The sequence below is a fragment of the Nitratidesulfovibrio liaohensis genome, from assembly GCF_011682075.1.
Taxonomy (GTDB): Bacteria; Desulfobacterota; Desulfovibrionia; order Desulfovibrionales; family Desulfovibrionaceae; genus Cupidesulfovibrio; species Cupidesulfovibrio liaohensis.
Genome location: NZ_VSMK01000055.1, coordinates 1 through 21,574, shown reverse-complemented (window position 1 = coordinate 21,574; position 21,574 = coordinate 1). Strand labels below are relative to the sequence as shown.

The 21,574-nt window shown below is 55.2% G+C and carries 17 protein-coding genes and 3 pseudogenes; 15 read left to right on the top strand and 5 right to left on the bottom strand.

The genetic code is table 11. The features are described from left to right. The first annotated feature begins 12 nt into the window (after positions 1–12). From FVW27_RS02555 to FVW27_RS02540, 5 genes and pseudogenes are all read left to right on the top strand, one after another. On the top strand, positions 13–660 hold the full coding sequence (locus FVW27_RS02555; RefSeq protein ID WP_167122482.1) for a hypothetical protein: 648 nt from the start codon (positions 13–15) through the stop codon (positions 658–660). Next, positions 660–2,741 carry a 3'-5' exonuclease gene (locus tag FVW27_RS02550; RefSeq protein ID WP_167122480.1) on the top strand — a complete coding sequence of 694 codons (2,082 nt, stop codon included), beginning with the start codon at positions 660–662 and terminating at the stop codon, positions 2,739–2,741. The genes FVW27_RS02555 and FVW27_RS02550 overlap by 1 nt, the downstream gene beginning before the upstream one ends. 925 nt (positions 2,742–3,666) lie before the next feature. Next, positions 3,667–3,783 (top strand): annotated as a pseudogene (locus FVW27_RS20585) (phosphate-starvation-inducible E family protein); the annotation flags it as partial. Continuing rightward, positions 3,761–4,726 carry a zinc metalloprotease HtpX gene (locus tag FVW27_RS02545; protein ID WP_092193040.1) on the top strand — a complete coding sequence of 322 codons (966 nt, stop codon included), beginning with the start codon at positions 3,761–3,763 and terminating at the stop codon, positions 4,724–4,726. The pseudogene FVW27_RS20585 and the gene FVW27_RS02545, both read left to right, overlap by 23 nt. 23 nt (positions 4,727–4,749) lie before the next feature. Beyond that, the gene (locus tag FVW27_RS02540) at positions 4,750–5,901 is read left to right on the top strand and encodes a S1C family serine protease (protein WP_167122478.1); all 1,152 of its coding nucleotides are present in this window, start codon (positions 4,750–4,752) and stop codon (positions 5,899–5,901) included. 18 nt (positions 5,902–5,919) lie between these two features. On the opposite strand, the gene FVW27_RS02535 is transcribed toward FVW27_RS02540, so the two are convergent. The 4 genes and pseudogenes from FVW27_RS02535 to FVW27_RS02520 all read right to left on the bottom strand — a co-directional run bounded on the left by FVW27_RS02535 (position 5,920) and on the right by FVW27_RS02520 (position 8,350). Continuing rightward, the gene (locus FVW27_RS02535; RefSeq protein WP_092193044.1) at positions 5,920–6,384 is read right to left on the bottom strand and encodes a lysozyme; all 465 of its coding nucleotides are present in this window, start codon (positions 6,382–6,384) and stop codon (positions 5,920–5,922) included. Between the two features lie 40 nt (positions 6,385–6,424). After that, positions 6,425–7,162 carry a hypothetical protein gene (locus FVW27_RS02530; protein WP_208294582.1) on the bottom strand — a complete coding sequence of 246 codons (738 nt, stop codon included), beginning with the start codon at positions 7,160–7,162 and terminating at the stop codon, positions 6,425–6,427. An 80-nt stretch (positions 7,163–7,242) separates the two neighbouring features. Then, positions 7,243–7,599 (bottom strand): annotated as a pseudogene (locus FVW27_RS02525) (IS66 family transposase); the annotation flags it as partial. A 256-nt stretch (positions 7,600–7,855) separates the two neighbouring features. Next, positions 7,856–8,350: a YagK/YfjJ domain-containing protein gene (locus tag FVW27_RS02520; RefSeq protein ID WP_243838165.1), complete on the bottom strand. Its 495-nt coding sequence runs from the start codon at positions 8,348–8,350 to the stop codon at positions 7,856–7,858. 578 nt (positions 8,351–8,928) lie between these two features. On the opposite strand from FVW27_RS02520, the gene FVW27_RS02515 reads away from it, so the two are divergent. The 7 genes and pseudogenes from FVW27_RS02515 (at position 8,929) to FVW27_RS02490 (ending at position 17,482) form a co-directional block, all read left to right on the top strand. Further along, positions 8,929–10,164, top strand: coding sequence for an ISL3 family transposase (locus tag FVW27_RS02515; RefSeq protein ID WP_167122474.1), 1,236 nt, complete (start codon positions 8,929–8,931; stop codon positions 10,162–10,164). A 158-nt stretch (positions 10,165–10,322) separates the two neighbouring features. Continuing rightward, the gene (locus FVW27_RS02510) at positions 10,323–10,895 is read left to right on the top strand and encodes a thermonuclease family protein (RefSeq protein ID WP_341806046.1); all 573 of its coding nucleotides are present in this window, start codon (positions 10,323–10,325) and stop codon (positions 10,893–10,895) included. Positions 10,896–11,504: 609 nt separating this feature from the next. Further along, positions 11,505–12,359 (top strand): annotated as a pseudogene (locus FVW27_RS21215) (TackOD1 domain-containing metal-binding protein); the annotation flags it as partial. A 42-nt stretch (positions 12,360–12,401) separates the two neighbouring features. After that, complete coding sequence (locus tag FVW27_RS20760; protein ID WP_341806044.1) at positions 12,402–12,890, top strand: diguanylate cyclase domain-containing protein; 489 nt, start codon at positions 12,402–12,404, stop codon at positions 12,888–12,890. 7 nt (positions 12,891–12,897) lie between these two features. Next, on the top strand, positions 12,898–14,223 hold the full coding sequence (locus tag FVW27_RS02500) for a glycosyltransferase family 2 protein (protein WP_167122470.1): 1,326 nt from the start codon (positions 12,898–12,900) through the stop codon (positions 14,221–14,223). A gap of 2 nt (positions 14,224–14,225) precedes the next feature. Then, positions 14,226–16,460: a TolC family protein gene (locus FVW27_RS02495; RefSeq protein ID WP_167122468.1), complete on the top strand. Its 2,235-nt coding sequence runs from the start codon at positions 14,226–14,228 to the stop codon at positions 16,458–16,460. A gap of 50 nt (positions 16,461–16,510) precedes the next feature. Next, the gene (locus FVW27_RS02490) at positions 16,511–17,482 is read left to right on the top strand and encodes an HlyD family secretion protein (protein ID WP_167122466.1); all 972 of its coding nucleotides are present in this window, start codon (positions 16,511–16,513) and stop codon (positions 17,480–17,482) included. 39 nt (positions 17,483–17,521) lie between these two features. Here FVW27_RS02490 and FVW27_RS02485 read toward each other — a convergent pair whose 3' ends face one another. Continuing rightward, a complete protein-coding gene (locus tag FVW27_RS02485; RefSeq protein WP_167122465.1) occupies positions 17,522–18,709 on the bottom strand; it encodes a tyrosine-type recombinase/integrase in 1,188 nt (395 codons plus the stop codon). 238 nt (positions 18,710–18,947) lie between these two features. On the opposite strand from FVW27_RS02485, the gene FVW27_RS02480 reads away from it, so the two are divergent. From FVW27_RS02480 to FVW27_RS02470, 3 genes are all read left to right on the top strand, one after another. After that, entirely contained in the window at positions 18,948–19,691 is a 744-nt protein-coding gene (locus tag FVW27_RS02480; RefSeq protein ID WP_341806043.1) for an efflux RND transporter periplasmic adaptor subunit, read from the top strand. After that, positions 19,688–20,887: an ABC transporter permease gene (locus tag FVW27_RS02475; RefSeq protein WP_167122461.1), complete on the top strand. Its 1,200-nt coding sequence runs from the start codon at positions 19,688–19,690 to the stop codon at positions 20,885–20,887. Before FVW27_RS02480 ends, FVW27_RS02475 begins: the two co-directional genes overlap by 4 nt. A gap of 1 nt (position 20,888) precedes the next feature. Next, positions 20,889–21,574: ABC transporter ATP-binding protein (locus FVW27_RS02470; protein WP_167122459.1), on the top strand; the 686-nt coding region annotated here is incomplete at its 3' end.

Below are 21,574 nucleotides of genomic sequence, written 5' to 3'. Positions count from 1 at the left end.
GCAGGAGGCGACATGGCAGGCGAGGTTTCACTGACGACGGAGCAAATTGCCGAGATCGTTCGGGAAGGAGTCGCACAGGCGACTTCTTCTACGAGCGTCACGGATATTGTCAGTGCCGGAAGTGCATTCGCCTTGGTTGTGCTGACGGCGGTTTTGGCTCGGTACACCTGGGTTCTCGCTAAAGAAGCACGGAAGACACGAGAGAGCCAGACGCGGCCAAACGTCATCGTCACGGCAGTTCATGACGAGAATCGTCCGACGATCATTCAACTTGTAATCCGGAATATCGGCCATGGGCTGGCAACGAACGTAACCTTCGAAACATCTCGCCCTCTTTTTATCGCCTATGGACTCGGCGAAGAGACTGGCAAAGAGGCGAAACCTATTGACCGTGGGCCATTCACAACGGGAATTCCAGCACTGGGGCCTGGTGAGAGCCGAATTATTAGCTGGGGGCAGCCCGGTGGCTTGCTGAAGATGTTGGGCTCAAGCACTATTACCATTACGTGCAAATATGAATTCGAAGGGCAACTTATGCCGCCAAACGTCTGCCATGTGGATATTGAGTCGTTCATGGGCATCGTGGCCGATGACAGCATAGAGTTGAGAGCCGTCAAGGCCCTTGAAACAATTGCAAAGGCGAAGTCCAAGGGGGCCTGATGGAATTCCGCATAGCCGACACCTTCACCGACAGCCTTCGCCGCTTGACCGGCGACGAGCAGAAAGCGGTAAAGCCCACCGCCTTCGACCTTCAGCTCAACCCGGCCAACCCGGGCATGAGCTTCCACAAGCTGACCCATGCGCGCGACAAGAATTTCTGGTCGGTGCGGGTAAATGCGGATGTGCGGATAATCGTCCACAGAACGCAGGCCAGCCTACTTCTCTGCTACGTCGATCATCACGAGCAGGCTTACCGCTGGGCAGAGGTGCGCAAGCTTGAAACGCATCCTAAGACGGGCGCTGCGCAGTTGGTTGAATTGCAGCAAGTTGTTCAAAATGTTGACGGTTTTGGCTGGAAGGTGCCCTCTGCCGTCACCCCGGCTGCCCCCCTGCTTTTTGCCAAGGTCTCTGACGAAGATCTGCTCAGCTACGGTGTGCCTACGGACTGGCTAGGGGCTGTCCGTCAGGCAACCGAGGACACACTTCTGGACCTTGCCGATCATCTGCCTGCTGAGGCTGCAGAAGCCCTGCTTGCTCTGGCCACGGGCGTACAGCCGAAGATGGCGGTTGCAACGGAGATTGGCAGGTTCGCCCCCTTCGACCACCCGGACGCCCAGCGGCGTTTCCGTGTAGTTGCAAATGTCGAAGAGCTGGAACGGGCACTCGACTTCCCATGGGAGAAGTGGACTGTTTTTCTGCATCCGGCACAGCGTCAGACCGTGGAGCGGGACTTTTCTGGCCCTGCCCGGGTATCCGGCTCGGCGGGCACTGGCAAGACCATCGTTGCTCTGCATCGGGCTGTGAACCTCGCCCGAAAGGACCCGGACGCCCGGGTACTTCTCACGACCTTTTCGGAGTTGCTTGCGAACGCCCTGCGAAACAAGCTCAAAGTGCTTGCGGGAAATGAGCCTCGCCTCGGTGAGCGCATTGACGTCCATGCCATGGATGGCCTTGGCGAACGACTCAACCGGCTGTGGCTCGGGAGACTTCGCGTGGCAGACCGGGAGACCGTCGCAACGTTGCTCAAGCGCGCGGCTTCGGTTCACGCAGACATCCGCCAGAGCGAGCAGTTTGTGTTGTCGGAATGGGAAGAAGTAGTTGACGCTTGGCAACTGACGACTTGGGAAGAATACCGCGATGTGGCCCGGCTTGGCAGGAAAACACGTCTGCCTGAAAAGATGCGAAAAGCGCTTTGGGACGTGTTCAGCGCTGTCTTGGCTGGCCTCACCGAGCAAAACCAAGTGACGCAGGCGGGGCTGTTTGCGCGCCTGGCCAGTCATCTGACCAGCCTTAAGGTGTCGCCATTTGACTATGTAGTGGTTGATGAGGCGCAGGATGTCAGTGTGCCGCAGCTGCGGTTTCTCGCGGCGCTGGGCGCAAACAGACAGAATGGATTGTTTTTTGCCGGCGATCTTGGTCAGCGGATCTTCCAGTTGCCGTTTTCGTGGAAGTCTCTCGGCGTTGAGGTGCGTGGGCGGTGTCAAACCCTTCGGGTGAATTATCGGACATCGCACCAGATACGTGAGCACGCGGACCGGCTTCTTGGGCCGACCGTTGCCGATGTGGACGGAAATATAGACGACAGAAGAGGCACTACATCTGTTTTCAACGGCCCAGAACCGATAATTCTGATTGCAGACACCCAAGACCAAGAGACTTCAAAGGTCGCTGAATGGATATCTGAACGCGTTAAAGAAGGCGTAACAGCCTCAGAGATTGGGATATTCGTCCGGTCAGTGGCTCAGATTGAGCGTGCGACGGCTGCCGCTCAGAGGGCGGGGATTCCGTTCCGTGTGCTTGACGAGCAACTCGACGTGCCCCCCGGCGAAGCGTCCGTTTGTACTATGCACCTTGCAAAAGGGCTGGAATTTAGAGCTGTGGTGGTAATGGCATGCGATGATGAGGTCATTCCGTTGCAAGAACGCATAGAGGCCGTGACGGACACCTCCGACCTTGAGGAAGTCTACGAGACTGAACGGCATTTGTTGTACGTGGCCTGCACACGCGCTCGCGACTTTTTACTTGTGAGCTGCACCGCACCCGGCTCTGAATTTATTGATGACTTTGCCACTCAGCCTTGACCTTTTAAGTCCACCGAGAAGCCGAGGATTTCTATGCGCCCATAAAGCAACCTGTGGGCTTGAGCAGTAATGCTTCGTTAAAACAACCGCTTATGTTTGAGCCTTTTTGCTGATGATAGATTACTCATGCAAGGAGCCTGATTGGGAATGAAGCCAGATTATTCGCGCACGTCCTCATAAAAAAACTCAAGGCAACAATGCAGATTCTGGAATGAACTTGGCTTAGCTTCTACCTTAATCCGTGACGAACGGTTTCGAAACCCGCTAACTCGGGAGGAGGAGCATATGAGTAAGCTTGGTTACTTCTTGGGGGGTGCTGTCGCCGCTGTTACCCTTATTGCCGTGGCAACCGCTCTCGACTCGACGTGTACGTCAACTTGCAGTGGAGGGGATGACAACTCCGAAGATCTAGCTCCGGTTAGCAACGATGAGGCCATTGAGGCTAGCAGGTCCGAACAGCGTATTCCTGAAGGGGCGGCAGCGTTTTAAGGGGCAGCCTCTTGTCAGGTTGTATCGTTTGATGGCGCAGCATGCGTGACTCAATGGCAATGCTGCGCCATCTTTTTGAGCAAGAACACTCGGAAACATGAAAGTATCACAGTTGATTCTGACGCTTTTGGCGCGTAGATTGTGCTTGCTGTGTTGTAAAGATGATGCAACTGTACATATTTGAAAAATTGATGCAAAAACTCAACTTTAAAAATGCGTATAGACAAAGCGTGTTATGGTGTCATACAGGAATTGCGTAGTAAATCGGCACCACAGTGTTTTTTGTTTCTGGACGTTAGACACGGCCTAAGCCAGCCATGAAGATTGGAGAGGGTGATGCCCCCAAAAAAGGATGACGCGACACCGGGAGTCAAGCTTCTCCGGATGTTTCAAATACTCATGTGTGATGGGCGGCGGCAGTTTCAAAAAGACCTTGCAGATCGCCGCGCTTGCAGGCGCCACGCTGGCGCTTGGTTCCACTTACTGGCTGCTGCGCGAGCGCGACGACCGCGCCGCCGAGACATCTGAGCATGACCCGTCATCATCCCAGTGACCCGCGCGCGGCGTTGTTGCAACACCGCTGGCTCAACCGCCTGCAGACCGGGCTGTTGGTCCTGACCCTGGTCGGGATCGCAGCCGCCGCAGGAAGCCTGCTGTTCGGGGAAAGCGGCCTGTGGCTCGCGCTGTTTGCCGTTGCAGGCACGCTGCTGCTGGAACCGGCAGCCGCATCTGCCTTGACCTTGCGCCTATACCGCGCCCGGGCGCTGCACCCGCACGAAGCCCCGGAAATTTGGGCCCTGTTGCACGAGCTGTCCGTCCGTGCCGGTTTGCCCGCAACGCCGGTGCCGCACTACGTGCCCAGTGCCGTCGTCAACGCCTTCGCCACCGGATCGAAGCAGGAGGCATCGATCGCCCTCACCGATGGCCTGCTGCGCCGCCTGAGCCCACGCGAGCTGGCGGGTGTGCTCGCGCACGAGATCGCGCACATCGCCAATGAGGATCTGCGCGTCATGGGGCTGGCGGATTCCGTCAGTCGCCTCACGCGCCTACTGGCCCTTATGGGACAGATCGCGATCCTGCTGAGCCTGCCCGCGCTGCTGGTTGGCGCGGCGGAGGTCTATTGGCCTGGTTTATTGTTATTGGCCGCATCGCCCCAGCTGGCCCTGCTCGCACAGCTCGGCTTGTCTCGCGTGCGTGAGTTCGACGCTGACCGCCTCGCGGTGGAACTGACCGGCGACCCGCAAGGGCTGGCGTCCGCGCTGGCGAAGATCGAGCGGGTCAGTCGCTCCTGGCGTGCCTGGCTGTGGCCGGGATGGGGCAATCCCGAGCCCTCCTGGTTGCGCACGCATCCGGCCACGCAAGAGCGCATCTCACGCCTGCTGACGTTGGCGCCCAGGCCAGCATCAGCGTTGCCGTTTCACGAGATCCATTCCTTGCCGGAATCCGCTGTGACGCTGCGCCCCCCGCGCTGGCGCCCGAGTGGACTGTGGCGCTGATTGCCCTCAACAGGAGACTTCTCATGGCCTACCCCGACCCGTACGCGCGCCCGCCACAGGACCACTTTATCCGTCGCTGGCTCTTCATCACCGCCTGCATTGCCGCGCTCATGCTGCTGTGGCAGTTTCTGCCCGCCATCGAGGCCTGGTCCAGTCCGCGCGAGGCGGCAGAACGCACCGTGACGGCGCGTGGCGATCTGGCGGCGGACGAGAAGGCCACCATCGAACTGTTCGAAAAATCGCGCGCCTCGGTGGTGTATATCACCACCGCACAGCTGGTACGAGACGTCTGGACGCGCAATGTCTTCTCCGTGCCGCGCGGCACCGGCTCGGGCTTCATCTGGGACGACGCCGGCCACGTTGTCACCAACTTCCACGTCATCCAGGGTGCGTCCGAAGCCACCGTCAAACTCGCCGACGGCCGCGACTACCAAGCCGCGCTGGTGGGGGCAAGCCCCGCGCACGACATCGCTGTGCTCAAGATCGGCGTCAGTTTCAAGCGCCCGCCTGCCGTGCCGATCGGCACCAGCGCCGACCTCAAGGTGGGTCAAAAGGTCTTTGCCATCGGCAACCCCTTCGGCCTGGACTGGACGCTCACCACCGGTATCGTCTCCGCGCTCGACCGCTCGTTACCCGGAGAAGCGGGCGGCCCGGCCATCGATCACCTGATCCAGACCGACGCCGCCATCAACCCTGGCAACTCCGGTGGGCCGCTGCTCGATTCGGCAGGAAGGCTCATCGGCATCAACACGGCGATCTATAGCCCCTCCGGCGCCTCGGCCGGGATTGGTTTCGCCGTGCCGGTGGACACCGTCATGCGCGTAGTCCCGCAACTCATCAAGACCGGTAAGTACATCCGTCCGGCGCTGGGCATTCAGGTGGACGAACAGCTCAATCAGCGCCTGCTGGCGCTGACTGGAAGCAAGGGCGTGTTCGTGCTGCGTGTTACCCCTGGTTCGGCAGCGCACAAGGCCGGCCTCGCGGGTGTCGAAGTCACGCCGCAAGGCATCGTGCCCGGCGACCGCATCATCGGTGTTGATGGCAAGGCGACGGACGATGTGGCTAAGCTGCTCGCGCGGCTAGACGACAGGAAGGTCGGCGATGTGGTGGTCTTGTCAGTGGAACGGGCCGGCAAAACGCGCGAAGTGCGTGTGGAGCTGCAACCGGGGATTTGATTGAATCGACCCGGTCTATCAGGCGGCGCGGAGCAGGCAAGTGGCCTCAGCCTCCCGCCGCGTGACAAGCCCCGGCAGCACCCTGCCGCCGCCATAGACCCAGCGCCGCAGCTCAGTCGCGGCAGCGGCCCAGTCCCGCTGGTTCACCCGCCGCCGCAGCGTCGAGGTCTGCAAGCGACCGCCGCCGAGATTGAATGTGAAGTCCACGATGGCCGCCAGCCGCCCTTCGGGTTCGGAGGCCAACACCGGGCAGTAGCGCAGTGTGGCGGCCAGCGCCGTGCTCAGGTCGCGGGCGAGATAGGCTTCCGCTTCGTCCTCGGTGATCGGCGGGTGCTGGGCATCGCAGAGGTGGCCGAAGCCAATCGTCCAGAAGCCTGCCGGGCAGATGTACGGATACGCGCGGCCCGGATCGGTTTTCGGAACGCGGCGGAAGACCTCGAAGCGCTTGGCCAGATCGATGGCCGATTGCGGCACCTCGATCACGGCCGCACCCGGTCGAACACGCGACCCAAAAACCAGAAGTTCAGCACCCCGGCCCACAGCGCCTGGTCGGCCTCTTCGACGCGCTTGAAATGCCTTGTGCAGTTCTTGCCGGTTCCGACCAGATACTCCTGGGCAAAGAGCCTCCAAGTGGGGCTTTCGGCACCGTCAAGGTCATCCGCTGCGATCTTCTGTGTGTGCTTGAGATCGGGCAGGTCATGATCCCGTTGCCGTGCGTGCCCGCGCTGATAGTGGTGCGCTTGCCGCAAGAGCAGTGCAGCAGCTTGCGTTCAATCGGCAATTCCTGGACTGCATGACAGTCCTTGCAGAATACCCACTGCAGTCCCTTCTCTTTGGAGTAGGCCAGTTGAAAATGGGGATGGAGCTCTACATCGCTCTGGCAATTCGAGCACTGCTTCACCTGGACCCAGAAATGATGAAGAACATCCCGTTCGACGCCGTCCACCATAGTCCGATGCAACGGCATAATGAGTTGGGCGATCTCATTGCAGATCTGCTCGATTTCCGGATAGTGATCCTCCATTCGGGAGACGGCCAATTCAAATCGGGTAATAAAGGTCGCGACCGGGTCGATATCAAAACCAATCACCCGGGCGTTGCAGCGCATGGACTCCACCAAACTTGTCCCGCCGCCGATGAAGGGATCGAGAACGACAGCGCCATGCACGGAGGTCTTTCCGAGATAGGTATCCCAAAAGGCGTCGGCCTTGTCAGGGGGAAGGGTCAGCGCGGTGATGATCGAACGGAACTGAGAGCCCACCCAGCGTGCAAACCAGCGGTGGACCCGGTACAAAGTAAGCGGTCAATCAGGCCCTTCTTGTGTGGCCCTCATGCTTCCTGTTAAGGTCTGGGAAGTATGATAAGGCTTTGAGGATCGATATACTGAGGTAGGAGTGCCATGCGTTGAGCGTCAGTGGTTGCGGCCGGCAAGTGCTCGAAGAGGTAGCGCAGGTAGCGGTATGGCTCAAGCCCGTTGGCCTTGGCCGTTTCCATGAGGGAATAGATGGCGGCCGAGGCGTTGGCTCCGCGCGAATGGCCTGAGAACAGCCAGTTTTTGCGTCCCACGGCAAAGGGGCGGATGGCGTTTTCGGCTAGGTTGTTGTCTGGACGCAGTCGACCGTCTTCTAGGTAGACGACCAACCGCTCCCACTGTTTGATGGCATAGCCGATGGCCTTGCCAAGCGGACTCTTTGGCGGCGTGCTGGCGATGCAGGTGACCTTTCCCCTTGCTGCTCCAATTCAGACAATTCACGCTTCTCAGCTAATTCCACCCCGCGACCCAAAGTTTGCATCGCCCGGAGGTAATTGTCGAAACGCTGCTTCCAACGGATGTCTTTTCCCATGGCTCACTCGTGTCGATGATGTAGGAATAGCTTTTACCAAGGACCTCTGCCCTATGGCGCGTTCGATTTCCACCTTCCTTATGAAGGGCCAACTGTCAGGTAATACTAGCTCAGCACACTCCATATATACTCGCTCCCCATTCCCTCACATTCAAGGGGGCATAGCCCTTGGTCCTCGTTTTAGCCAGATAGCTGGCCCACTCCACGCATCTCTCGCGATCTCGCTGATAGCTGGCATCATGACGATCCAAATGGATAAAGTCAGGATGTGAGCTGCCATCTCTACTTCTGTTGCATCTCTGTAATAACCCAGGGTAGTTAATCCTCAATGCTCTCTGCCAAAGGGCATCAGCCTTTTCCATGTGGTTCCAGCTATGGCAAGTGACGTTGCCATTTAGGAGGAGTATCACGTGATAATGCTGATGTTTCTCTCTGGATTGTTCCCGTACCCAGACGTATTGAAAGGCGATGCCTTCACGTGACAAATAGCGTGTAAAGCTATTAAGGAATTTGCTCAGATGGCTATTGTCATGAGGAGCTATGAAATCAATAGGGTAGTGCAGATCGAATCGTATAAAGAGCACTCTGCTAAACCGTGAAGTCATGTATTCAATGCGATTCACAATCGCATCAATGATGTCTGTACGAATTGGTTTGTCTTCGTATGCCTGTACTGTATAGTTCCTGTATATATTTCGAACAGTAGTAATCATTTCTGTTGTCCTTGTTTATTAAATCAAGATGTCGTGTCGTAGTTTACATTAAGAAGGCTTGTCTTGATGATATTGGGCTTTTCTGCTCTTGTGTTAAGCTTGTATTGCATATAGCTTTATGTTTTATATTGTATTATATTTAGTTTATGTACTATGTTTTGTATTTATATTTAGTTTATGTACTATGTTTAGATTGTATTTATATTGTATTTATATTAGATATATCTATTTTAGCATGATGTTGAGTAGCTTGATGTTGTGCTGTTAGTAGATTGCTTTGTCCATTCTGTGTGGTGTTTATAATTTCAATTTTTGTCAGACTTATTTTATAATATAGTAAGCTTGTAGTGTTGATGATGTTTCTGCTTGCAATGCATGAGAATGCTGATGCTGGAGTGCCTTGATGAAAAGGGTCCTTCAGGCTTTTCCGTGGGTAGCTGATCGGCTAAAGTCCTCCACGGAGGACTCCCATGAAGGACACGGTTCTTTATTCGCGGATTCTCGGCCTGGCCGCCCCTTGGTTTGTTGATGCTGTCAAGCTGAACACGGTTGAAGGGCGGGTGGACATCCACGTCGAACATGGCTCTGGAGTACGCTGGGCATGCCCTGTTTGTGGACGGGAGCTATCCTGCCGAGATCATGCCGAACCGCGAGTTTGGCGTCATCTAGACACGTGTCAGTTCAAGACGTTTCTGCATGCTCGGATTCCCCGAGTAGACTGTCCCGAGCATGGCGTCCTTCAGGTCAACGTGCCCTGGGCCGAGTCCAAGGGGTGTTTCACCTTGTTGATGGAGCGGTTGATCATCGACGTTTTGACCGAGTGCGCCACGCTGACCGGAGCACGTCGCATCATGCGCATTACCTGGGACGAAGCCTGGGGCGTCATGGAGAGGGCGGTGCGCAGGGGCCGTGAACGCAAGCAATCGACCCCCTCGCGATATCTTGGCGTTGACGAAAAGGCATTCCGCAAGGGGCACGACTACGTGACCGTGGTTTGCGATCTGGTCGACAGCACGGTGGAGTACGTGGCCGACGAGCGTAAGACCGAGAGCCTTGAGGGATACTACCTTCAGTTCACCAAGGATCAGCTGGCGCGGATCAAGGCTGTGGCCATGGACATGTGGGAGCCCTATTTCAAGGCCACGCTGAAGCATGTGCCCGGCGCGGTCGGAAAGATCGTTCACGACCGGTTCCACATCATGAAGCATGTGAGCGAGGCGGTGGACCGGGTACGCAAGCAGGAGCACCGCGAACTCATGGGACAGGAGGACCACCGGCTCAGGGGGACGAAATACCTCTGGCTTTACCGGGAGGAGAACCTGCCGGACAAGCATCGACCAACCCTAGAGGTTCTGAAGGCATCGAACCTCAAGGTGGCCAAGGCTTGGGCCATGAAGGAGAGCCTGAATGACGTCTGGAAATACCTGAGCATGGGCTGGGCAAGGCGCTTCGTGAAGCGATGGCTGATCTGGGTGAACAAGTCGGGCCTAGCCCCGATGCGCAAGGTTGGAGGTCTGATTCAGAGACACCTGGAGAACATTCTGACCTTCTGTCGCCACAGGATCACAAACGGCGTGGCTGAAGGGCTAAACAGCAAGATCATGGCCATCAAGCGCAAGGCCTGCGGCTACAGGAACCGGGATCATTTCAAGACCGCCATCTACTTCTTCTGCGGCGGTTTGGATCTCTACCCGGTCAGTTCGTGACACACAAACTACCCACGGAAAACCCGGAAGAGCCATGAAAAGATTATTCGTGTTCATGTTTTTTGTATGCTTGAGCTCTTTTTTTGTTGTTGATATCGCAAGATGCATCAGCATGGGAGGGGAAGGTTGTTGGTGTCGCAGATGGTGATACCGTTACTGTGTTGTCGAAAAATAATGATCAGATCCGTATCAGGCTCTACGGAATTGACGCGCCAGAAAGCGCTCAGGCATTTGGTGCGAAAGCAAAACAGTCTCTTGCCAATATGGTGTTCGGTAAGGTCGTTCGGGTCGAAGAGAAGGACCGCGATCGATATGGGCGTGTCGTGGCAAGGCTCTACGTGGGATCATTAGACGTCAATGCTGAGCAGATTCGGCAGGGGATGGCGTGGGTGTACCGCCATTACTGCCGGGATGGTTTCTGCTCAGGTTGGATAGGCCTAGAGGCTGCCGCTAAGAACGGGGGTGTAGGTCTTTGGAATGACAAAGATCCTGTTCCGCCTTGGGATTGGCGTAGGGACAAGCGGAGTCCGTCCGCAGTGTCTGCTACTGGAGGAAGTCCGGCAGTAGCTGTCCCGTCAGACAAACTCGTTTATCATGGCAACCAGAGAAGTAGGGTTTTTCACCATCCTCGCTGTAAAGACTACCAGTGCCCTAATTGCATTATAGAGTTGCCGTCGAGAGAAGAAGCTGTGCGACAGGGCTTCAGGCCTTGTGGTGTATGTCAGCCGTAACTTGAGTTGAGGTGGGCAGAGTTTTGAATTTTCATGGGATTTCACCAGCTACCCACTGTCTGGGCGTTTTCGTTGTAGACTTCGAACCACTCTGACTGTTTTTAGGACGGGTCGTGCGCTGTGGGAGAAGCTGCGCCAACGTAATCACGCTTGATTTTTCTTCGCGAAGGCCGCAGGCGACGTATGCTTTTCTGGGCATCGTAGCGGGGGGGGCGACTTTGTAAGCGTATCCAAGATCTTTCCAGTATCAGGTCTTGGGCTTAGGGGGGAGTGTTTCCGGGCGTCGTTGAGGTTCTGGGGAATTTCGGAATACTCTTCAGGCTGCTTTGCCCTGTCCTGACCCCATCCCTCCAATCTTCGACTGTACTGTGAAAAGTAGAGCAAACCCTACTTGGCTTGGGTCTCGCAACCGGCTAAAGTTAGTAGTAAGACGTCAGGCCCACTCATCCCTTTTTGTCATTGCGTCTTGTAAATGGCGTAGCATGACCGATGGCAGAATGTGATTAAGCCATCTATGTCCGCTATGGCGTGATTTTTTAAAAAAAAAACTGGCGTAATAGAGGTCGTTGTGTGTGTCGCAAAGAGCATTGTACAGTCATGGCATGATATATGAATACTCTTTTTCTTGTCACATTTGAAAGGCCCTGCGTTTTCTTCGAGGCAGGGGTTCCTGTTAAGATATACGAAGTCCCGCCACTGCCATCTGTGTTCTCCGCGGGGGCTGTCGTTCTGAACGCTGCTGCACCCGTTGATGACATTCGGAAGTACCTGACGACCATTCGTAGAACAGCTGAATCGCGTTTGCTTCCGATTTTTTTGACGTCACCCTTGCCCTCGGACGTCGCTGTGCTTGCAGATGGAGTTGTGACTACATCCTCCGATGTTGCAACTTACATGGAACGTGTATGGCAACGAAGCAATGGACTCCCTGAGGACAAAAACGCGGATGAGGAGCGAGCTCTTCTTGCTTTTCTCTATTCGCGCCAATCTGAGCTAGTTCCCGTCAAGTCAGTCGGGTCGAAGTTCTATTACCGTTATCCCCTTGCGGAAGCCTTTTGTGCATCTAGCAAGGAAGCAGATGAGATGCTTACTCAGTTGCAGCATCGCGGCCTTCTCGCCCGTTCCAGGCTCATTGACAGGATTCGTCTATGTCCAGAATGTGGGGTGGCTCAAATAAACTATGTTGATGCGTGTCCATCGTGTAATAGCATCGACATAGTTAAGCTGCCTTTTTTACATTGCTTTACATGTGGTCATGTTGCACCTCAGGATATGTTTATCGGATCATCTGGGATGCGATGTCCTAATTGCAGGGCAAATTTGAGACACATCGGTGCGGACTACGATAGGCCTCTCGAAAGTTTTCACTGTAATTCGTGCAAATTTTCATTCATAGAGCCAGACATTATAGTTCGCTGTATGGCATGCGATCGAGTCGCAGCCACTGATGAACTTGAAGTTCGCACAATTCATACCCTTGTGCTCAGCGATAAAGGACGTACAGCTGTGCGCACTGGGAATGTTGAAGACATTTTCGCATTGCTTGATGAACTCCACTACGTTTCTCCTCTGTTTTTTGAACAACAGCTTGGCTGGATGCTCCAAATGGCTCGGCGCTACCCTGAAGATACATTTAGTGTGATCGGTATCAGGTTGCGCAATGTGCCGGAGCTCGTCATGCGACTGGGAAGAAAAGCGACACAAGAGCTTTTGGAGACCTTTGCAGGACGCCTGCGTCAACTTGTCCGTACGACAGATCTGGCCACCAGAACGGCGGAGGATACGCTGTGGCTGCTTCTTCCCCGCACAGGTTCAGAAGGTTGTGCCATCCTTCATAGCCGCGTACTCACACTCGAAGAGCATACACGCCATGCCGACGGCACTCGCCTGGATTTCGTCACATATAGCTATACAGAGGATGGGAAGCGCCCAGCAGACGAACAGGCCAAGCTTGTCATGGCACAGTATCTTTCAGCATTAGGAGACAACGGTTAATCCATCAATGGATGTCCAGACCCTTTGCGCATTTGTACGTATGCTGATGCATGACCCTTTCTCGTATGATTTATGGTCAGCCATCAGCTTTTTCATCCCGTTCGTGCTTTTCCTTGAACTGCCTGTGTACCTACTCGTGTTTGTGGGCCTTCTGGCCTATTGGGTGGAAGAGGGCGAACAGATACCTGCTCCCTATCTTCCTAGAATCACGTGTATTGTCACCTGTTATGCTGAGGGTGACAGCGTGCGCCAGACCATTCGCTGCCTTGCCGAGCAAGTATATGACGGTGAAATAGAAATTATTGCCGTTGTGGATGGTGCCACCATCAACCATTCTACGCTGAGAGCCGCGCGGTCTATGATCAAGGAAGTGCAGGGTCTGCCTCGCAGGCATTTGTTTGTATTGCCCAAATGGCAGCGTGGTGGACGTGTCTCTGGACTCAATGCAGGGCTGGCGCTGGCTCGCGGTGAGATTATTATGGCTATGGATGCAGATACCTCGTTCGATAACGACATAGCCGCAAAGTCTGTTCGGCATTTTGTGGATCCGTTTGTCGTCGGAGTTGCTGGCGCATTACGGGTACGTAACGCCTCGGCGTCCCCGGTAGCCCGTTTGCAGGCACTTGAGTACCTTCTATCCATTCATGCCGGAAAAACAGGCTTAAGCACGTTCAATGTTGTTAATAACATTTCAGGGGCCTTTGGCATTTTCAGGGCAGGGATGCTGCGCCATATCGGTGGCTGGGACTCGGGAACGGCAGAGGATCTCGACGCCACGCTTCGTCTTAAGGCTTACATGGGCAGGCATCCTAAAATGCGCATTATCTTCGCTCCAGATGTAGTGGGGCACACCGATGTTCCAGAAACCCTCAAGGGCTTCTTTGCGCAACGCATGCGTTGGGATGGGGATCTCGCGTATCTGTATCTTCGCAAGCACAACCTGTCTTTCAGTCATCGGGTTTTCGGCTGGAGGAACTGGATCATGCAGGCATGGACCGGTGTCATGTTCCAAGTGTTTACCCCCCTTCTCATCGTCGGCTACATGACGCTTCTGGCATTCACCATGTCGCCGCAACAATTGCTCACCATCTTTGGTGCCGTATATTTGTTTTACCTTGCAGTAACCTGTTCGTTATACGCCACCTTTGTTTGCTTAATATCTGAACGGCGAGTAGCCGATCTTCAGTTGGCGCCTTGGATAGTCCTGTTTCCCTTATTTACATTTACTAGCCGCTGTATAAGTGCCTGCGCCATACTCTGGGAACTTATAGGAAAAGGGCACCTCGACTCCTCAATGGCCCCGTGGTGGGTTCTCAAGAAAACTAGGTATTAAACATGAATCGGTTTTCCATCTTTATGTTATTATTTATTTTGGTGTTGTTTTCCACCGCGTCCATTTCACGGGCCACAGCCTTAAGAGACGTAGAGGATTTAGTGGGGGCATCGCCTGATGTTTTACCAGCACTTGCAGAGATGGAAGATGCTGTTGCAGCCCGTGATGCCGCAGTGGCTGCGGGCGGATTGCGCGCCTTCGCAGGCGCAGGGTATGCAGTGAATAATGAACCCGCAGATGTGGGAAGTACCGACCGTATCTATTATGACCGTCACTATGGGCGACTTGGTCTTAGTCTGCCTCTTCTGGGATCTTGGGCAAGGCAGCGTAGTGCTGTCATTCAGGCGGAATCTCGCGTTTTAACCTCCAAACAGTTGCTTGAGGCTCAAAAATTTTCGGGGCTTGCCGCGCTTCGCAAGGCGTATATCGTCCGCTGGGCAGAACGACGAAGGCGCGAATGCATCACTGCGTATCTTGTACAATCAGAACTCGCCGAATCCATCTTGCGGGAGCGTATGCAGCAATCTCTCGTATTACCTGCTGATTATCAGAATTTTGTAGCTTCATTCGCACAGGCAAGACAACTGCATGCCGAATCTCTCGCAATTGAGGAGCGGGCCCGTGGGGTTATGCGGCTAGTCACAGGACGCGACATGACGTCTGACGAAATTCTTCTCCCGGATTTGCCGAGACTCGTAGAAGATTCTTTACGGATTGAGGCTTTTATTCGTGATGCGCACCCCGAGGTTCTCGCCCTGCAAAATGCCGCGGCTAGATTAGGTGACCTGCCAAATGTGATGGCACTCTCTGAACTTGGTGCCAGCTTCGATTTGGCCTATGCGCCTGTCCGAGATATCCCGGGAACCACAGGGGACAGCTTCACCTTCGGCTTCAACGTTGAAATGCCGATTGGTGGAATTGAAGCCGGGAGGGCCGCATCGGCGAGGGCCCGGGCTGTAGAGCGCAAGGCGTGGCACGTGGCAACGCTTCGCCGTGAACAGCTTCTCAACGACTTGCGAGTGGCTATGGCCTCGCTGCAGACGGCAGTGTACACCCTTCAATATGCCGAACGAAGCCTCGTAGCTGCCACGGAAGCCACGCGAGCCTCAAGACTGCGCCTTGCAGCGCTTCCCGGTGACATGTTTGAACAGCATGTCCGCACTCGACATGGTTTGCTTGTGGCTGCGCTTGATGCCATCAATGCCGCTGCGCAAGTCATGCTGGCGCGTGCAGAGATCTTGCGTATTGCGACGGACGGGGGCGCTGCCTTTGTCGAACAACGAGAGAGTATCGCTCATTTGCCCGGTATGGGGCTTTTGCTCCGGCAGACGGCTCCAGAGGCCTTGGCTCTTACCCTGCCACAGCGTTTGGCAAAAGAGTCTATTGCACAGAACGAGTCGACTGATTCCGTAAGCCAAGCTTCGACTTTTGCCGCACCCACTGGCGATAGGCGGGGGCTTTCGTCTGATCAGGTAGCACAAAGACTCGGTGTCTACATGTGGGATGCAGCTCCATTGTTGGATCCCAAAAACCGCGCGGCTGCTTTTGCACAACTGAAGGCTGCGGGAATCACAGATGTTCTTTTTTCCTTGAATTCAAGTCAGTTGCACACCGTAAGGGGTGCCAACGGGGCCCCCTTGCGTACGATTGTGCGTATGGCTCATCGACATGGAATTCGTTTGTCTTTGCTTTTGGGCGATCCTGTATGGATATTACCCGAGGCCCGTGATGACCTCGTCGCCATTGTGACAGCACTCTCCTCGGTGCCATTCGATGGGCTTCATCTGGATCTTGAGCCGGATCAGCTTCCTCAATCTGAGGGGCAGCAATCCACGCTTGCCTCCCATCTTGCCGATACAGTGCAGGTTCTAACCCGAGTCGCGGCTTGGCCAGTCTCGTTGTCCATACATCCAAGATATCTTGCCGCAGATGGCCCGTCACCATGGTTCGGCAAACGGCTGGAGGAAGCCAGAGTGCATGAGGTGGTAGTTATGGTCTATACGACAAACCGCGAAAGAGTGGTCGACACCATACGTTCACTCGCGGTCATTCACCCTCAGCTTCGACTTGGTTTGGCACAGAGCATTGAAAGGAATCTACCCCCCGATATTAGTCTTCATTCTAGAGGCCAAAGTTTTATCCAGAAGTGGATTGTCGAAATGGCGACCGCTCTCGATGAGCAAATTCATGGTGTCTTCCTCCAGTCATGGGAAGATTACAGGACGGTTATTCGATGAAGATACGCTTTGACTCTCGCTCGCAAAACGACCCCACTCGGATAGGCGGTATGAAGGTTCCCTATGCTCCGGCGAAACGCGCTTTTGCCCGCTGGCGCTGGTTCTTTGTTCTTGCCCTTGCAGCGAGTCCGCTCCTTTTTTTTCTTGCAAAAAGTATCTTTGACGCCATCGTAGTAGATGCTCCTGCCGAGGTTTCGTTGACGCAACTGTCAATCAATGCTCCCGCGCCTGGTATCGTCTCAACCATATCGCTCAAGCCTGGTGACACGGTTGAAGCAGGTGCGTCGCTCGTCAAGTTGACAGACCCACAGTTGCAAGATCGCCGGATCGCGGTAGTCAACGAACTGGCATCGATAAGAAGTATTAAAGCGTTGCAAGAAGATGGAGCCCTGCATCTTGCACAAAGAGTTGAGCAACGAATGGCAAGGCAGGTGGGCACACTGCGCCGTCTTATGGCTCAAGGTGCTGCAACTTTGGCTGAGGTCAACGAGGCTGAAGCGAGACATGATGCGGCCTTGCGCGACTTGGAAGTCGCTCGCAGAGCGAGTGGGGGCGCAGGACTTCCTGCTGACGTAAGGGCCCGGGAAGCCTTTCTGGAAAATGAGATGCAGAATATTCAAATGGCAGAGCAACGCCTTACGGTTTCAGCTCCAGCCTCTGGAACTGTGCTTGAAGTTTTTGTTGCTCAAGGCGAGAGTAAGGCGCAAGGGGCTCCTCTCCTGAATCTTGCAGTCGAAGGGCCAGGATATATCACAGCATACATTGCACCAGCCGACATGCTGCGAGTACGCGTCGGGGCAAAGGCGTATGGGCAATTTGCGGAAGGCGTGTCAGTTCCTCTGACAGTTTTCAGTGTCGCAGGCATAACGCAACGTATACCAGGGGCTTTGCATTCTTCATTTTCTGCACCGATGCTTGTAGTGCCAGTATTGCTCAAGCCAGACATGGAGCTGCCAAAATCTGTGTTGCGTCAAGGGATGCCTTGCACTGTTTACTTTGGTGTTCGTACTCCATTATGGTGATGTTGTACTGTAAAGAAGAGAGTGGATATTGTCAGTAGGCTATCTGTTGAGTCTGCCTTGAAGTGTTAATGCTGCAGCCCTGACCGTGTCGGGGCTAAGATGTGAATAACGCTTAGTCATCTCGAGCGTTGTATGCCCCATGAGTTCGGCGACGGTATACAGCGGTGTCCCGTCTTGAACGAGCCAGCTGGCAAAAGTGTGGCGAAGAGTGTGAAACACCACACGTTGTCTGGAGTCGGTGATCCCGTCGTTGAGGCCAAGGTGGTCGACGACGCGCTCGAAGGTGTCAGAAACCCAGTTGCGCTTTGCTCCGTTTTGAGCCGGGAAAACGTATTCGGTACCGTTTAACTGTTTGGATCTCTCTATGAGCATCGATCGGACTTCATCAGTCATGTAGGCATGGCGGCTATGCTTGTTTTTAGGGTCACGGATGTAGATAGTTCCCGAGGTGAAGTTGAGGTCCGTCCAGGTGAGCGAGTGGATTTCCCCTGCTCTGAGGCCGCAGAAGAGCGATAGTAGGGCGCTGTCGTGAGTGTCCTTTGATCTTTTTTCTAGCTCAACGAGTAGGGTGCTCGCTTCGGCTTCAGTCAAGAAACGCATCCGTCTGTTGTCTTTGCGAGGTTTTTTGATGCGGGTGCAGGGGCACTCTCCGTTGACGATTTCATGGTTGCGGGCCATGCCCCAGATCTGGGAGATAATGGCCAGCAAGTGGCGGATGGTAGCTGCACTGCGCCCTGCTGTCATGGCATTGCTGGCCACCTGCTCAATTAGGGGTGGGGTAAGGTCGCTGAGGGCGGAATCTCCAAGGACTGGCCTGATCCATTTTGCATAGTAGCCAGATTCCGTTTTCATCGTCTGCGGCGTCTTGTGCAGGGTTGATGAAGGCAGATAGTGCTTTTCCCAGAATTCGTTCATGGTCGTAGCTGCATTGGCAGCACGTCGTTCTTCGATCGCTGCCTGTTCGCGGGTCTCTCGCATCATCTCGCGCATTTCGGCAAGAGACTGGGGGCGTCGTCCAAGCCTGATGTTTTCAGTGATTCTGGCCCGCAGCTGAGAGGCCTTCTGGCTTGTCATGCCCTCGGATGCCCATCCGGCACCTTCTTCTTTTGATTTGCCATCGGTTTTGTACCGTATGAAGAAGTAGCGGTCTGGTTTTGACCCATGTTTGCGGGTTTGGCTTTCCCGGTAGCGAACGCCACGGTAGCTGGTGGAAGTCATCGTAGTCATGGGGGCCTCTGTGTGGCATGTTTCAGTGAGAGAATTTGCAGCCCCACTATAGCCCCACCTTTTACGGGGTGACAATGCGAAAGTTCGGGAAGGTTTGGGGAGGTTTAATTTGAGGATTTATTATTTAAAATTGCAATCTTACTGTATAAAAGTGGAGATCTGTGATGGGTCGGGAAAGTTAGGGAAAAGTATGGACTAATAAACTCGTCGTTTTGAATCACTTGTGCAGAGTGGAGCGGTGAGCAGGGATGCCTTTGAAGCACGCCAGGAAGAACTGCACGTCGCTCGGAGCGGGCTTGAATCGGCCATGGCCAACGTTGAATCGGCCCAACACGAGTACGATCGTCTCAAGTCTGAAGCTGAAGGAATATCCCGGCAACGTGAGACTTTCAGGCTGGTATCGCCTGTTGCCGGATTGGTCACGAAACGTCTGGCTGAACCAGGGACGACGGTCGTTGCCGGGGAGCCGGTGGTGGAGGTCGTGGACCCGCAAAGCATCTGGATCAATGCCCGGTTCGATCAACTTCGTGCTTCGGGGTTGGAGGCGGGTTTGCCGACCAGTCTGATACTGCGTTCCCGTCCTTCCGAGTCGCTACAGGGAAAGGTGGGGCGCGTTGAGCCGGTTGCGGATGCCGTTACCGAGGAACTGCTCGCAAAGATCGTCTTTGAGTCCGTGCCCGATCCTCTGCCGGCCATCGGCGAATTGGCCGAAGCTACGGTCGAGTTGCCCGGCTTGCCTTCTGTACCTTCCATCCCAGCGAGCTGTGTGTTTCGCAATGCCAGCAATCCGGGGGTGTGGGTGGTCGAGGGTTCGAAGGTGGATTTTGTCATTGTCGAACTTGGGGCGAGTGACCTTGATGGGTTTGTGCAGGTACGCAAGGGGCTGCGACCAGGCCAGAAGGTCGTGTCACACAGCAGATCCACGCTTTCGGCTGGAAGCAGCATCGAAGTTGTGGATCGCATCCCGGGAGCACCGCAATGATCAGCCTGGCAGGACGGGACATTCTTCATTCCTGGGGAAAGTTCGTCTTTACCGGGGTGGGGCTCGGCTTGCTGATCGGGGTGACACTCTCCATGGCGGGCATTTATCGCGGCATGGTCGAGGACGCCAAGATTCTTCTGGATAACAGCGGGGCGGATATCTGGGTTGTTCAGCAGGATACCCTTGGGCCATATGCTGAGTCCTCGACGATTCCTGATGACGTCTATCGTTCGATTCTTGGCATGGAAGGCGTGGAGAGAGCCGCGAACGTGACCTACCTGACAATGCAGGTCCGTCATGACGGCGGCGACGTACGGGCCATGGTTGTCGGGGTGGTGCCGGGAGGTCCCGGAGAACCGGGGCAGCCCATTTCCCTGGTGGCCGGCCGGCACATGACCCGAAGTCACTACGAGGCGGTCGCCGATCTCAAGACCGGCTTCCGGCTGGGACAGCGCATCGTGATTCGCAGAAATGTCTATACGGTGGTCGGCTTGACCAGACGAACTGTTTCTTCGGGCGGCGATCCAATGGTCTTCATTCCGCTCAAGGACGCCCAAGAGGCCCAGTTTCTCAAAGACAATGATGCGATTGTACGCTCCCGCCGGCGAACATCGCAGAACCCGGCGTTCAGCCGGCCGATTCCCGGCCTTCTTGATGCGGTCATCAAGTCGCAGTCCTCGAACTCCAACGTCAATGCCGTCCTGGTCCGGCTTGCGCCTGGCCATGCGCCGGAAGAGGTGGCGAAGTCCATTCAGCGGTGGAACAGATACCAAGCCTACACGCGGGCGCAGATGGAGGAAATTCTTGTCGACAAACTCGTGGCTACCTCAGCCCGTCAAATCGGCATGTTTCTCGTCATATTGTCCGTGGTCAGCGCCGCCATTGTCGCGTTCATCATATATACGCTGACTATGGGCAAGATTCGTGAGATCGCCGTGCTGAAGCTCATCGGGACACGCAACAGAACCATTGCCTCGATGATCCTGCAACAGGCGCTCGGGCTTGGTTTTATCGGCTTCGTGGTCGGCAAGATCGCCGCCACGCTGTGGGCCCCCATTTTCCCGAAATATGTGCTACTCCTCCCGGAAGATGCCGTCCGAGGCCTTTTTGCGGTCATGATCATTTGCGCGTTGGCCAGTGTCATGGCGATTCGAGCGGCCCTCAAGGTCGACCCGGCTGAAGCAATCGGAGGGTGATATGTCCGGAATACGCATTGAAGACGTGCGAAAACGCTACGGAACAGGCGATACGGCCGTGGATGCCTTGAAGGGAGTGGACATGGTCGTCGCACCCGGTGAGGTGGTTGGACTTATTGGCCCGTCCGGATCTGGCAAGACCACCCTGCTCAAGTGTCTTGGCGCGATAATCGAACCGAGTGCCGGAAGGATGACGCTCGGAGATGACGTGATCTATGATCAAGGATGGCTGATTTCCGACTTGAGAGCACTCAGACGAGACAAAATCGGGTTCATCTTTCAGGCCCCCTATCTTATCCCGTTTTTGGATGTTACCGATAACGTGGCCTTGTTACCCATGCTGTCGGGCGCCTCCAATGCACAGGCCCGGACAAAAGCCCTGGAGCTGCTCGAAGCTCTTGATGTCGGACATAGAGGCCAGGCAATGCCTTCACAGCTTTCGGGAGGCGAGCAACAGCGTGTGGCCATTGCACGAGCGCTTGTCAATCGGCCGCCGGTCATTCTGGCTGATGAGCCGACAGCCCCATTGGACAGCGAGAGAGCCATGACCGTGATTCGAAGTAAGCGTCACATCACCTCCTTCTACCGCCCTCGTTTGAAATCCTGCATGCTCATCCTCCAATCAAGGAGGTGCGGGTATGCCGTCGAATCGCAGGCGAAGGTCGAAAAAGGAGTCTTATTGGCGGG